This window comes from Gemmatimonadota bacterium (assembly GCA_016704275.1).
GTDB lineage: Bacteria > Gemmatimonadota > Gemmatimonadetes > Gemmatimonadales > GWC2-71-9 > Palsa-1233.
Window position 1 is genome coordinate 371,985 of the sequence record JADJAK010000003.1, and the last position, 13,488, is coordinate 385,472.

General features: G+C 67.6%; 13 protein-coding genes. 11 read left to right on the forward strand and 2 right to left on the reverse strand.

Annotation, left to right across the window (positions count from 1 at the left end):
- Nucleotides 1–9: 9 nt before the first annotated feature.
- On the reverse strand, nt 10–1,449 hold the full coding sequence (locus IPG05_09345; protein ID MBK6495293.1) for a TIR domain-containing protein: 1,440 nt from the start codon (nt 1,447–1,449) through the stop codon (nt 10–12).
- Nucleotides 1,450–1,593: 144 nt separating this feature from the next.
- On the opposite strand from IPG05_09345, the gene IPG05_09350 reads away from it, so the two are divergent.
- Nucleotides 1,594–3,417 (forward strand): hypothetical protein, encoded by a 1,824-nt coding sequence (locus IPG05_09350; GenBank protein ID MBK6495294.1) that lies wholly within the window; start codon nt 1,594–1,596, stop codon nt 3,415–3,417.
- Nucleotides 3,418–3,513: 96 nt separating this feature from the next.
- Nucleotides 3,514–4,614 (forward strand): PilT/PilU family type 4a pilus ATPase, encoded by a 1,101-nt coding sequence (locus IPG05_09355; GenBank protein MBK6495295.1) that lies wholly within the window; start codon nt 3,514–3,516, stop codon nt 4,612–4,614.
- Nucleotides 4,615–4,733: 119 nt separating this feature from the next.
- On the opposite strand, the gene IPG05_09360 is transcribed toward IPG05_09355, so the two are convergent.
- Nucleotides 4,734–5,294 (reverse strand): dCTP deaminase, encoded by a 561-nt coding sequence (locus tag IPG05_09360; GenBank protein ID MBK6495296.1) that lies wholly within the window; start codon nt 5,292–5,294, stop codon nt 4,734–4,736.
- Nucleotides 5,295–5,487: 193 nt separating this feature from the next.
- Here IPG05_09360 and IPG05_09365 point away from each other — a divergent pair, with 193 nt between their 5' ends.
- The 9 genes from IPG05_09365 to IPG05_09405 are packed head-to-tail and all read left to right on the forward strand — an operon-like array spanning nt 5,488 to nt 13,488.
- Nucleotides 5,488–5,826: an NADH-quinone oxidoreductase subunit A gene (locus tag IPG05_09365; GenBank protein ID MBK6495297.1), complete on the forward strand. Its 339-nt coding sequence runs from the start codon at nt 5,488–5,490 to the stop codon at nt 5,824–5,826.
- Complete coding sequence (gene nuoB / locus IPG05_09370) at nt 5,817–6,437, forward strand: NADH-quinone oxidoreductase subunit NuoB (protein ID MBK6495298.1); 621 nt, start codon at nt 5,817–5,819, stop codon at nt 6,435–6,437. The genes IPG05_09365 and nuoB overlap by 10 nt, the downstream gene beginning before the upstream one ends.
- Nucleotides 6,434–7,093, forward strand: a complete 660-nt coding sequence (locus IPG05_09375; protein MBK6495299.1) for an NADH-quinone oxidoreductase subunit C — start codon at nt 6,434–6,436, stop codon at nt 7,091–7,093. The genes nuoB and IPG05_09375 overlap by 4 nt, the downstream gene beginning before the upstream one ends.
- A 23-nt stretch (nt 7,094–7,116) precedes the next feature.
- Nucleotides 7,117–8,376, forward strand: a complete 1,260-nt coding sequence (locus IPG05_09380; GenBank protein ID MBK6495300.1) for an NADH-quinone oxidoreductase subunit D — start codon at nt 7,117–7,119, stop codon at nt 8,374–8,376.
- The gene (locus tag IPG05_09385) at nt 8,373–8,873 is read left to right on the forward strand and encodes an NAD(P)H-dependent oxidoreductase subunit E (GenBank protein MBK6495301.1); all 501 of its coding nucleotides are present in this window, start codon (nt 8,373–8,375) and stop codon (nt 8,871–8,873) included. Before IPG05_09380 ends, IPG05_09385 begins: the two co-directional genes overlap by 4 nt.
- The gene (nuoF, locus tag IPG05_09390) at nt 8,873–10,180 is read left to right on the forward strand and encodes an NADH-quinone oxidoreductase subunit NuoF (protein MBK6495302.1); all 1,308 of its coding nucleotides are present in this window, start codon (nt 8,873–8,875) and stop codon (nt 10,178–10,180) included. Before IPG05_09385 ends, nuoF begins: the two co-directional genes overlap by 1 nt.
- Nucleotides 10,181–10,184: 4 nt before the next feature.
- Nucleotides 10,185–11,744: a (2Fe-2S)-binding protein gene (locus IPG05_09395; GenBank protein MBK6495303.1), complete on the forward strand. Its 1,560-nt coding sequence runs from the start codon at nt 10,185–10,187 to the stop codon at nt 11,742–11,744.
- 8 nt (nt 11,745–11,752) lie between these two features.
- Nucleotides 11,753–12,982: an NADH-quinone oxidoreductase subunit NuoH gene (nuoH, locus tag IPG05_09400; GenBank protein MBK6495304.1), complete on the forward strand. Its 1,230-nt coding sequence runs from the start codon at nt 11,753–11,755 to the stop codon at nt 12,980–12,982.
- Between the two features lie 20 nt (nt 12,983–13,002).
- The gene (locus IPG05_09405) at nt 13,003–13,488 is read left to right on the forward strand and encodes an NADH-quinone oxidoreductase subunit I (GenBank protein ID MBK6495305.1); all 486 of its coding nucleotides are present in this window, start codon (nt 13,003–13,005) and stop codon (nt 13,486–13,488) included.

Below are 13,488 nucleotides of genomic sequence, written 5' to 3' on the forward strand. Positions count from 1 at the left end.
GCCCGACCCTCAGCGCAGCGTGAACCGTTGCTGCGCGAGGGTGCGCTGCCCGTCGTCACAGGCGATCAGATATTGCCCGACCGGCCAGCCGCCCGCCGTCTCGCGACCGAATGGGATCGCCGCCCAGGTCGAGGTCCACGTCGGCTGAATGTCGTAGCGCAGCGTGGCGCGGCCCATTTCGGTGGTGCCGTCGCGAAGGAAGCGGCACGTGAGTGCCGCCTGGAGTCGGCGACCGGGTGCGTCGTGGTTGAGCAACACCTTGGCGCCGATGTAGGTGGTCTGCGCCGACTCGAAGGTCGTGGTCGGACTCTGTGAGGCCTCCGGCGGCAGTTGACGACCCGACGGAAAGAGCGTGATCCGCCGCACGCGCGCATGGATGCGAGCCAGCGGTTCGGCGGTTGCGACCGGACCATCAGAGGCGGGCGACGCCGCGCCGTCACCCGATGCGACGATCCGGAACCAGTTGCGGAAGATCAGCTCCTCGCCATAGTAGCAGCGCACTTCGTGACGCCCGAGCTGCCACCAGCCCGGCGTGTCGCGGCCGTATCCGTAAGTGTGATAGCTCTCGGTCCAGGCGGCCTGGAGTTTCGCCACGATGGCGATGGTGGTGATCACCGTGCCACCGTCACGCGTAACGGTGCACGAGAACGGAATCGTGAAGTCGCGACCCGGCGCGTCGTAGGTCAGCTTGAGTTCGGGGTAGAGATAGCGGGCCCGGCCGATCGCGAACGAGTCGGCGTACGCGCGGGTGGTCAGCGTCGGTGTTTCTCGCGGCCCTTCGAAGAAGCGCATCGTCGCCCCGGTCACGCGGACGGAGAGTGCGGTGCCGCCACTACTCGACACCTCCTTCACCTCGAACTGCACGCCCTCCTTGGGCCGGGCACGAGTGGCGTACCACCCACCCCCGAGCAGGACGATCCCGAGGAGCGCGGCCGGCGTGCGATAGCGACGCCACTGGCGCGGTGGCCCCTTCTTCACCGGGCGCTTCGGCAGCCCCTCGGGGATCGGACGGGGCGGTGCCGTCGGTGTGGGCCCCGCGCCACTCGGCGCGGCGAGCAGCGGCAGGATCTTCTCCGCGAGCAATTCCGTGTGCCGCTGGAGGTCCGGCGTGAGCGCGTCGAGCCAGTGACGCGTGCGCAGGTGGTACTCCATCGCCCCATCCGGCATCACGTCTTCGATGCGGAATGGAATGATGATCGCGCCCTTGCGGACCGCGGCGTCCACTTCGTTGATCACGTGCTCGGACCGGTTGGCGTTGGTGGAGAACACCACCACCAGGACGCGGCAGCCGCTGATGCCTTCCATGATCGATTTGGCCCAGATCGCCCCGGCCGTGATGTCGCGCGGTGCGATCCAGCAGCGGATGCCGGCACTCTCGAGCCCGTGCAGGACGGCGAGCGCCGCCGGCTGATCGGTGCTGGAGTAGGAAATGAAGACGTCGTGGGCCATGGACCGCGGGGGAGGGAGGAGAGCAAGAACATCGCTCTCACCGGGCAGGGCCGCAACCGGCCGCGTGCCTTCCGGGGCGGCCCCGCGACCGTTAGATCTTGGGGGTTGCCCCAGCGTACCCTGCCACCCTCCGACCCTGACCCCATGCCCTCTGCATCCCCCGAACCAGTCCGCGCCGATCTCCGGCCCCGCGTCGCCATCCGGGTCGGGGTGGTCGGCCATCGGGCCGAGCGCCTCGAAGGGGTGGACCGCGGACTGCTACGGGGAACCCTGGCCCGGCTCCTTCGTCAGGTCCGCGAAAGCGCCGTGGCGACCACGGCGGATGTGCGGCACTATCGGTCGGACGGACCGCGGCTCACGCTGCTCACCGGGATGGCCGACGGTACCGATCGCGATGCCGTCGATGCGGCACACACCGAGCCGTCCTGGGCGGTGCATGCGGTGTTGCCGTTCCCGATCGAGGGACATCACGCCACCACTCAGGAGGGGCTGCGTGCCGCAATTGAGGGCTGCGCGGCCGTCACGGTCCTCGACGGCGTGGCTGGGCGGTACGACGCCTACGTCCCGTTGGCCAGGGTCCTGGTGGAGCAGGCCGATCTGTTGGTCGCGGTCTGGGATGGGGAGCGGGCTCGAGGTGTCGGGGGGACCGCCGAGGTGGTGCAGCACGCCCGACGCGACGCGGTCCCGATCATTCGCATCGATCCCCGGCTTCCCAACGCACCCTGGCTGGAAGATCTGAGCGCCTCGGACGAGGGGCGGGGGAGTGGACTCGATCGGCTCCCCGCCGTCCTCACGGCGTTGCTCGCCGCACCCACCCCCGATCCCATCCTCGGCCAGTTCCTGACGGGGGACTTCCCGCGACGGCCGCGCTCGCGACTCTACGACCGCCTGGTGCACTTCGCCGCCGGGACGAAGGCTCCCGCCGGTGGGTCGATCCCCGAGCAGCCGGGTGAGGCTTGCGGCGAGGAGTGGCGCCGCGCCTGGACGGTGCTCCCCGCAGAGCGCCGCGAGGAGCTCACGGCCCGCTTTGCCGACGCCCATGGCTGGGCAGATGCGGCGGCGGTCTGGTATGGCGCCGCATTTCGGCAATCGTTCACGGCGATCTTTCTCCTCACCGTCTTCGCCGTCATGGCGGCGGGGATCGGGGCGGCTGAATTCGAGGCGCTCGGTCCCGTCCCGGAGGCGGGCGAGGTGCTGCTGCTGCTGGTGGTGCTCTATTTCGTTCGGCGAGGGCGGCAGGTCCGATCGCAGGATCGCTGGCTGCAATTCCGCTCGCTCGCCGAGCGAGTCCGCCATCTGGCCATGCTGTGGCCACTGGCCCGGACGACGCCGCTGGTGCGGGTGCCGGAGGCGGTTCGCCCCGCGACCCAGCCAGGCGCTGATCGGGAGGGGTGGGTGGCCTGGTACCTTCGCGCCGTTGCACGGGACGCGGGGCTGATCGGCGGGACCCTGGACACAGCGCACACCGCCGCCACGCGGGATTGGTTCCTCTCCGCCGAGCTGTTGCCGCAGCAGCGGTTTCATGAAGCGGTCGCCTCGCGGTCGGCCAAGATCCACCATCCGATGGAAGCGTGGGCAGAGCGGTTCGTGGTCCTTGCGGTGCTGCTCGCCATGGCGCGGCTCACCGGGGTGGTCGGCTTCATCACCGCCGATTTGCTGGGGTGGTCGGCCCCGCGGATCCTCGAGGCCGAGGAGATCATCAACCCGTCGTTGCATGCCGCGGCGGTCACCCTGCCGGCGCTGGCGGCCGGCATTCACGGCTTCCTGGGCACGGCGGACTTCGAGGGGAGCGTCCTCCGCTCGGGCGGTATTGCGCCACAGCTCGGGCGGCTGGCCGACCGGATGCGCTGGGTCCAGCCGATCGAGCTGCTCGAGGTGGGCGCCGTGGCGGCCGAGGTGAGCCGGGTCATGGAGGGGGAATTGGGCATCTGGCGCACGGTGGCGGAGAGCCGGCGGCTCCAGGCCTGAGGCTGATCGTCAAAAAGGTTGACAGTTGGGTGCGGCACGGGCTGTGCTGGTTATGGGGCGTCGAATCGCCTGAAGACCCCCGTGCCCGGAAGCCGCATGTCCTTGATCGAGACCTTCAACCTGATTCTCCGCAAGGCGCACGAGCTGGGCGCGTCCGACGTGCATATCTGCGCGGGCGGGCCCTACCGGATGCGGTTGCGGGGGGCCATCGCGCCGGTGGCGGGCGTTCCGCCGCTGACCTCGGTCGAGACGCGCCAACTGGCCGGGCACATCCTGTTGAACGCCCGGAAGGCCACCGCCGAGACGATTGATGCGGTGCTCGACCAGCTGCAGGACATCGATTGCTCCTACTCGGTCCAGGGAGTGGGGCGGTTCCGCGTGAATCTCTGCAGTCAGCGTGGGTCGGTCTCCGCCGTCCTCCGCGCCATTGCCGACCAGATCCCCGACTTCGAGCAGCTCGGCCTCCCCACGGTGCTGGCCGATATCGCGATGGAGGAACGCGGCCTCGTGCTCCTCACCGGGACCACGGGGAGCGGCAAGTCGACGACCCTCGCCTCGATGATCGCGTATGTGAACCACCGGCGCGCCGGCAAGATCGTCACGATCGAGGACCCGATCGAGTTTCTGCACCGCGATGACCGCAGCAACGTCATCCAGCGCGAAATCGGCTCCGACACCCAGTCGTTCGAGATGGCGCTGCGCGCCGCGCTCCGGCAGGATCCCGATGTGATCCTCGTCGGCGAAATGCGCGACCGCGCCACCATCGACATCGCCCTCAAGGCCGCCGAGACGGGGCACCTCGTCTTCAGTACCGTGCACACGACCGATGCCCAGCGCACCATCGCCCGCCTCGTCTCCGTCTTCGACCCGAACGAACAGACCGCCGTGCGCCTCCGATTGGGGGAGTCGCTCCGGGCGGTGATTTCGCAGCGGCTCCTGCCGCGGGCAGATGGGCAGGGGCGCGTGGTGGCGGCCGAGGTGATGCGCAACACGCCGACGATCGCCGACTGCATCGCCAATTCGCAGATGACCAGCGAGATCCGGGACCACATCGCGGCCGGCCGCACGCAGTACGGCATGCAGACGTTCGACCAGCACCTCACGGAGCTCTACTCCGCGCAACTGATCTCGCTGGAGGTCGCCAAGGCGGCGGCGACGAGTCCGGCGGATTTCGAGCGGAATTTGCAGTTCCAGTAATGAAGGGTCGTAGGTCGTAAGTCGTAGGTCGTACGTCGTACGTGACGAGAGGTGAGACATTGCCCCCAATCGGGCACGTCTCACCTCTCACGTCCTACGACTTACGACTTACGACCCTCCTACAACCGCGGCAACGTCACCCCGCGCTGCGCCTGATACTTCCCCTTCTTGTCCGCATAGCTCGTCTCACAGACATCGTCGGCGTCGGCCTCGAAGAAGAGGACCTGGCAGATCCCCTCGTTCGCGTAGACCCGGGCGGGGAGCGGCGTCGTGTTGCTGATCTCCAGCGTGACGTGGCCTTCCCACTCCGGCTCGAAGGGCGTCACGTTGGTGATGATGCCGCAGCGGGCGTAGGTCGACTTGCCGACGCAGATGGTCAGCACGTTCCGCGGGATCCGGAAGTACTCGACCGATCGGGCCAGCGCGAAGGAGTTCGGTGGCACGACGCAGACGTCGCCGGTGAACTCCACGAAGCTCTTCTCGTCGAAGTGCTTCGGGTCGACGATCGCCGAGAGGGCGTTGGTGAAGATCTTGAACTCATTGGCGACGCGCATGTCGTAGCCGTAGGACGAGACACCGTAGGAGATCCCGCCGGCGCGGACCTGCCCGTCCGTGAAGGGCTCGATCATGCCGTGTTCGGTCGCCATGCGGCGGATCCAGCGGTCCGACTTGATGGACATCAGCGCCTGCCAAGGTGGGGGTGGGGACTGGAGGGGAGCGCGGTTCAACGGCGGGGAATATATGGGTGCCAGTCCGCCAATGCATCGCCTCCCTCTGGTTGAAATCGCCACCCAAGGGCGGTATTTTGGTCGGGATTGTGAAACATTTCACGAGAGGGGGCAAGGCGTGCTGCAGCCGTACATCCCGATTCTCATGCTACTCCTCTTCGTGGTGGCCAATGCGGCCCTGATCCTCGGCCTCTCGCACTTCCTCTCCTCGTCCCGTCCCACCGCCGTCAAGCTCGCCGCCTATGAATCCGGGATGCCCGTGCTGGGCGATGCCCGCGAGCGCTTCTCGGTCAAGTTCTACCTGATCGCCATGCTGTTCATCATTTTCGACATCGAGACGGTCTTCATGGTGCCGTGGGCGGTGGCGTTTCAGCAGTTCCGGGAGCTGGGCGGGGTCCTCTTCATCGAGATGCTGACCTTCGTGCTCATCCTGGCGGTCGGCTATGTCTACATCTGGAAGCGGGGAGCGCTGCAATGGGATTGACCCTGCCGCCGCCGATGGGCAGCGACGAGTCGCTGGAGCTGACCTCGCCCAACTGGGTCACCACCCGGCTCGACTTCCTCGCCAACTGGGCGCGCTCCAACTCCCTCTGGCCGATGCCGTTCGGCACCGCCTGCTGCGCGATCGAGTACATGGCCACCGCCGCCTCGCGCTATGACATCTCCCGCTTCGGAATGGAGCGGCAGAGCTTTTCCCCCCGACAGGCCGACGTCCTGATCTGTGCCGGACGTCTCCCCTTCAAGCTGGCGCCGGTGATTCGACGGATCTGGGACCAGATGCCCCAGCCGAAGTGGGCCATCTCGATGGGCGCCTGCGCCTCGACCGGCGGGATCTTCGACACCTATGCGATGGTGCAGGGGATCGACACGATCATCCCGGTCGACGTCTACGTCCCCGGCTGCCCGCCGCGCCCCGAAGGGCTGCTCTACGGCATCCTGATGCTGCAGAAGAAGATCAAGCAGGAGTCGATGGTCGACCCGATGCTCCGGGTGGAACACCTGGTGCAGGCCGACGGCCTCTTCCGCCGCCCCGAGGAGATCAACGAGGTCTCGGAGCCGTTTGGCAATTCGGTCAGCCAGACGAGGTCGGGATGAGCGCAGGCGACACCGCCGGCACCCCGGCGGAACGCGCCGCGTCTGGAGCCGCCGCGACGGTGGCGGCCCTCCGTGAGCGCTGGGGGGCCGCGATCGAACGGACGGCCCTCCACTCGGGCCAGCAGGTGGTCCAGGTCGCCGCGGCCCGCGCCCACGACATCCTGGAATGGCTGCAACAGGACCCCGCCCAGGCGTTCGACTACCTCACCGACATCACCGCCGTCGAATATCGCGATCCCGAACGGCCGCTCGAGGTCGTCTACCAGCTGCGGTCGCTGGCGCGTCGGGTCGATCTCCGGGTCAAGATCGCCCTCGATCCGGTCGGTCGCCTCGAGGTCGCCACGGTGACGGACCTCTGGAAGGGCGCCGAATGGCTGGAGCGTGAGGCGTGGGACATGTTCGGCGTCGTCTTCGCCGGCCACGGCGATCTCCGTCGCATCCTCATGTGGGAGACGTATTCCGAGGGGCACCCGCTCCGGAAGTCCTTCCCGCTCCGCGGCCATCGGTCGCGGGCCGAGCAGACGCTGCAGGCGCTCGCCGCGAATCCCGAGGCGCACTACTCGATGGAGGAGCTGTCGATCGCGGATGCCTATCAGGAACTCCCGGCCGACATGCAGGCGCGCCTGTTGACCCGGACGAAGGAGGGGACGTCGTGAGTCGCCGCACCCTCGAGCTCTCGATGAGCACGCCGACCGTCGGCGCCGACGGCAAGGTCCGCAACATCCCCCTCGGCGTGGCCCGCCGCCCGAGCGAGTCGGTCTCCGACGACTTCGGCGCCGAACACATGCTCGTGAACATCGGCCCGCAGCACCCGGCCACGCACGGCGTGCTGCGCCTGGTGGTCGAGCTCGAGGGCGAGACGGTCAAGCGAGTGATCCCGCACGTCGGCTACCTCCACTCCGGCTTCGAGAAGCTCGGGGAGTACCGGCAGTACAACCAGATCATCCCGCTCACCGACCGGACCGACTACCTCGCCCCGATGGCCAACAACGTCGCCCTCGCGATGGCGGTCGAGGCGATGATGGGGATCGAGATCACCGAGCGGTGCCGCTACCTGCGGGTGATCGCCTGCGAGATGAGTCGGATCATCTCGCACCTCGTCTGGCTCGGCACCACCGGCATCGACCTCGGCGCCTTCACGCCGTTCCTCTGGATGTTCCAGCAGCGCGAGCTGATCTACAATCTCCAGGAGGCGTGGACCGGCGCCCGGCTCACAACGTCCGTGTCGCGGGTCGGCGGCATGCTGGCCGACGTGCCGGATGGCTGGGAAGCCGGGCTGCGCGAGTTCGTGCGCAACTTCCCGTCAGTGCTGCGCGAGGTGGACACGATGTTCACCAACAACGGCATCTGGTGCGGGCGGACGCAGGGCGTCGGGGTCATCGGCCCCGAGGAGGCGATCAACTACTCGCTCTCCGGCCCGATGCTCCGGGCGAGCGGCGTCGACTACGACGTCCGCAAGGATCGTCCGTACCTGGGTTACGACGAATTCGACTTCGACGTGCCCATCGGCCAGTACGGCGACATCTACGACCGCTACCGCGTCCGCCTCGAGGAGATGTTCCAGTCGACGCGGATCCTCGAGCAGGCGCTCGACCGGATCCAGCCCGGCCCCGTGAACGTCGCCGATCCACGCGTCATCCTGCCGCCCAAGTCGCGCGCGATGGGCGACATGGAGGCGATGATCTTCCACTTCAAGCAGGTGATGGAAGGGATCAAGGTGCCCGCCGGCGAAGTGTACTTCGGCGCCGAGAATCCCAAGGGCGAACTCGGCTACTACTTCGTCTCCGACGGCACCGCGAAGCCGGTGCGGTGGCGCATCCGCCCACCCTCGTTCCTCAACCTGGCGGTCCTGCCGCGACTCTGCGAAGGGGCGCTGCTCTCCGACGTCATCGCCATCAACGCCAGCGTGGACATCGTGATGGGAGAGATCGACCGATGACCGGCCACTCCACCGAGCCGTATCAGCCGGTGTTCACCGGCGAGACCAAGGCCCGCCTCGAGGCCCTCGCGACCAAGTATCCCAATCGCCAGGCCCTGCTGCTGCCCTCGCTCTGGATGGTCCAGGAAGCGCGCGGCTGGGTGGCGCCGGAAGCGATCCACGAGATCGCCGGCGAACTCGGCATCACCGCCGCCTACATCCGCGGCGTGGTCTCCTTCTACACCATGTACCACACGCACCCGGTGGGGAAGTACTTCATCCAGGTCTGCACCACGTCGCCCTGCAACATCTGCGGCGCGGAAGGGGTCCTCGAGGCGTTCCTCGAGCACACCGGGTGCGGCGAACTGGGCGCCACCTCGCCAGACGGTCGCTTCACCGTGGCCGAGGCGGAGTGCCTTGGTGCCTGCGCCTTCAACACGCCGGTCTTGATCAACGACGACTTCATCGAGTCGGTGACGCGCGAGAGCATTCCGGCCCTCCTCGCCAGGTATCCCTGATGGGCTATCCCCATCCGATCCATCCGAAGGAAACGCCGCTGCTCTCGACCCACTTCGGCGATGTCGAGGCGCGCAGCTACGCCGGCTGGGTGGCGCGTGGCGGGTACGTCGCGCTCCAGCAGGCGCTGACGATGACCCCCGAGGCGATCGTCGACCAGGTGAAGGCGTCCGGATTGCGCGGGCGGGGCGGCGCCGGCTTCCCGACCGGTCTGAAGTGGTCCTTCATGCCGAAGGACGATGGCAAGGTGCATTACCTCTGCTGCAATGCCGACGAATCCGAACCGGGCACCTTCAAGGATCGCGAGATCCTGCGGTGGACGCCCCATGCGCTCATCGAGGGCTGCGCGATCGGCGCCCTCGCGATCCGCGCGGAAACGTCCTACATCTTCATTCGCGGCGAGTACACCGAACCGTATCACATCCTGCAGGCCGCCGTCGACGAGGCATATGCCGCGGGTGCCCTGGGGGCCAATGCCTTCGGCTCGGGGAAGCGGCTCGAGGTCGTCGTCCATCGCGGCGCGGGCGCCTACATCTGCGGTGAAGAGACGGCGCTGATGAATGCCATCGAGGGGCGTCGTGGCAATCCGCGCATCAAGCCGCCCTTCCCGGCGGTCGCGGGTCTCTTCGGCCTGCCGACCACGATCAACAACGTCGAGACCCTCGCTGCGGTGCCGCACATCCTGACCCGCGGCGGCGCCTGGTATGCCTCGCTCTCGCTTTCTTCGCCGAAGAGCACCGGCACCAAGCTGATCTCGGTGTGCGGGCATGTGCAGCGGCCCGGGACCTACGAGATCACCCTCGGCCTCTCGATGCAGGAGCTGATCTTCGACTGCTGTGGCGGGATGCTGCCGGGGCGGACCCTCAAGGCGGTGATCCCCGGCGGCTCCTCGGTGCCGATCATGACCCCGGATGAAGTGGCGGAGTGTGCCACGGACTACGAGGGGATCGCGGCGAAGGGCTCGCTGCTCGGCTCGGGCGGGATGATCGTGATGGACGATTCGACCGACATGGTCTACCAGATCATGCGGCTGGCGCGCTTCTACGCCCACGAGAGCTGCGCGCAGTGCACCAACTGTCGCGAGGGGACGGCGTGGACCACGCGCATCCTCGAACGGATCCTGCGCGGCGAGGGGAAGATGTCCGACCTCGACCTGCTGATGGACCTGGCCGACAACATGACGGGAAAGACCATCTGCGTGCTCAGCGATTCCTGCGCGACGCCAGTGGTGAGCGGCATCCGCAAGTTCCGGCACGAGTTCGAGGCCTACATCACCGGCGCGCACGCTCCGTCGCTCGCGGAGGTCTGACCCGATGACCATCGAGATGGTGTCGGTCACGATCGAAGGCGTGCAGGTGACGGTGCCCAAGGGTACCTCGATCATCGAGGCCGCCAAGCAGGCCGGCGTGCTGGTCCCGCACTACTGCTACCATCCCTCGCTGCCGTCGCCGGCCGTCTGTCGGATGTGCCTGGTCGAGATCGAGAAGTTCCCGAAGCTGGTCCCGTCGTGCGTGACGCCGATCGCCGATGGCCAGGTGATCCACGTCCATTCGCCGGCGGCGAAGAAGGCGCGTGAGGGCGTGCTGGAGTTCCTGCTGATCAACCATCCGCTCGACTGCCCGGTCTGCGACCAGGCCGGCGAGTGCGAGCTGCAGGACTTCGTCTTCCAGGAAGGGCAGGCCGCTTCGCGCTACGGCGACTACCCGAAGCGCTACAGCCCGGTCGAGGACTTCGGCCCCGACATCCTCTACGTCGCCAACCGCTGCATTCTCTGCACCCGCTGCGTCCGCTTCATGGGGAACGTCGTCGGCGAGAAGGTGCTGAACGTCTCGGAGCGGGGCGATCGCGCCTACATCGGCATCGATCCGAGTGCGCTGCTCGATCATGACTGGGCCGGCAACGTGGTCGACCTCTGCCCGGTCGGCTCGCTGGTCTCGAAGGACTTTCTGCACAAGGCGCGCGCCTGGGACCTCGACAAGACGGCGTCGATCTGCCCCGGCTGCACGCAGGGGTGCAACATCATGGTCGACACCCGTGACGACGCGGTGGTGCGGTTGCGCCCCCGGGCCAATCTCGAGGTCAACCGCCACTTCATCTGTGACACCGGCCGCAGCGACTATCGCTGGATGAACCGGGGGGATCGGGTCGAGGCGCCGATGGCGCACGACGGCATCCGCTACCACGCCACGGACTGGCCGAGCGCCCTGGAAGGACTTGCCGCCCTGGTGCGGAACGTCGACGGCCCGGTGGTGCTGCTGGCTGGTGGCCGGGCGTCGGTGGAATCGCTGGGCGCTGCGATGCAGCTGCTCGAAGGGCACCGAGTCACCGCCGCGATGAAGGTTCCGCTCGGGCCAAGCGCGCCGATCGGCACCATTCCGAATCTGGCGCTTCGGGCCGAACGTGCGGCCAATCTCGGCGGCGCCGAGCTGCTCGGCATCGGCCGCGACTTCGCGGCGGCAGTGGCCGCCGCTGCGGGTGCCGCGCTGGTGGTCGTGCTGGACGTCGAGCTGGATGACGCCGAGGCGGCCTCGGTCGCGTCCGCGGCGGCGGTCGTGCACCTCACCACCGTGGCCGATGCACGCCTTGGTCCGGCCGCGCTGGTCTTGCCGATCACGTCGATGGTCGAGGAGCAGGGCGTCTATGTGAACCGCGATGGCCGCGCCCAGCGCTACCTGCCGGCGCGTCCGGCGCCGGGAATGGCCTGGCCGGCGTGGCGAGTCTGTTGGGAGGCCTGGGCGCTGAACACGCCTGAACGCGAAGCACCGGCGACGGCATCCGAGGCGTTCGGCGCGCTGGCGCCCTTCGCCGGGATGACGCACCGCGACCTCGGCCTCACCGGCCGGGTGGTGACGGGCGCCGGGGTGACGGCATGAGTCCCGAGATGAAGGGGTTCCTGTTGGTGTCGGTCGTCAGGTTGCTGGTCATCTTCACGGTGCTGCTGGTGGGCGTCGCGCTGATGACGTTGATGGAGCGGAAGGTGGCGGGGTGGATGCAGAACCGGCCGGGCCCGAATCGGGTGGGGCCCTTCGGCATCCTGCAGCCCGCGGCCGACGGCCTCAAGAACTTCATCAAGGAAGAGACCCGGCCGGCCGGTGCCAGCGGCGCCCTGTTCATGATGGCCCCGGCGTTCTCGTTCATTCCGGCACTGATGCTGTTGGGGGTGATTCCCCTGGCGGCGCCGCTGCCGCTCCACTTCGACATCACCCTGCCGCTGGTCGGCCGTGCCACCTTCGATGGCCCGATGACGATCTCGATCGCCGACGTGCCGATCGGCTTCCTCTTCGTCCTCGCCATCTCCTCGCTCGGCGTCTACGGCGTGGCGCTGGCCGGCTGGGCGTCGAACAGCAAGTACTCGCTCCTCGGCGGACTGCGCGCCTCGGCGCAGATGATCTCCTACGAAGTGGCGATGGGGCTTTCGCTCATCCCGCTCCTGCTGATGACGGGCAACGTCTCCTTCAGCGAGATCATCGCCAAACAGCAGGCGGGGCTCTGGTTCGTCGGCCCGCTCTTCATCTCGTTCTTCGTCTTCCTGATCGCCGGGTTCGCGGAGACCAACCGCCTGCCGTTCGACCTTCCCGAGGCCGAGTCGGAGCTGGTGGCCGGGTATCACTCCGAGTACAGCGCGATGAAGTTCTCGATGTTCATGATCGCCGAGTTCGCGCACATCGTCACGATTTCGGCGATGCTGACCACGCTCTTCTTCGGTGGCTGGGACATTCCGTTCACGACCTGGGACCAGCAGGGCGGACTCGCCCAGACGTTGGTGACCCATCTCTTCTTCTTCGGCAAGATGTTCTTCTGGATCTTCTTCGTGATGTGGATCCGGTGGACGCTGCCGCGCTTCCGCTACGACCAGCTGATGTCGCTGGGGTGGAAGGTCCTGCTGCCGCTGGCGCTCGCCTACATCCTGGTGACGGCCGGGGCGATCTGGGGCCTGGACCGCGGCCTCGGCTGGACGACCCCGCGGGCGCAGGCGTTCGGGCTGCTCGGGTTGAACGTGGTCCTGGGCTGGCTGTTGATCTTCGTGCTGGATCGTGGTCGGATCGTGCGGGGCGTCAGCACCCCGATTCGGCCGGTGCGACTGGCCGCGCGCACCACCGGGGAGGAGTAATGGCCATCGGCGTGAAGGTGATGCATCGGCCGGACCGCGAGGTCTCGTACCTGCGAGCGACGCTCAAGGGGATGGTGCTGACGTTCAAGCACATGTTCCAGCCGCGCTTCACCATGCAGTACCCCGAGCAGAAGAGCACCGACGACTGGCGCCTGGCCACGCGGTGGCGCGGGACGCACCGGATGCTGACCGACGAGCAGGGGCGGTCCAAGTGCGTTGCCTGCGGCCTCTGCCCGCAGATCTGCCCGGCCAACTGCATCAAGCTGGTGCCGGGCGAGGACGAGGAAGGGAATCGCTATCCGCTGATCTACGAGATCGACGAGTTCCGTTGCGTCTTCTGCGGCTATTGCCAGGAAGTCTGCCCGGAAGAGGCGATCCATGTCGGCGTGCACTACGAGAACGCCGAGTATTCGCGCGACCGCTTTGTCTACGATCTCGAGCGGCTCTCGGCGCAGGTCCATCCGGTCTCGTCGCTGTGGGATCCCTCCGATCCGCGAGGCGAGTGA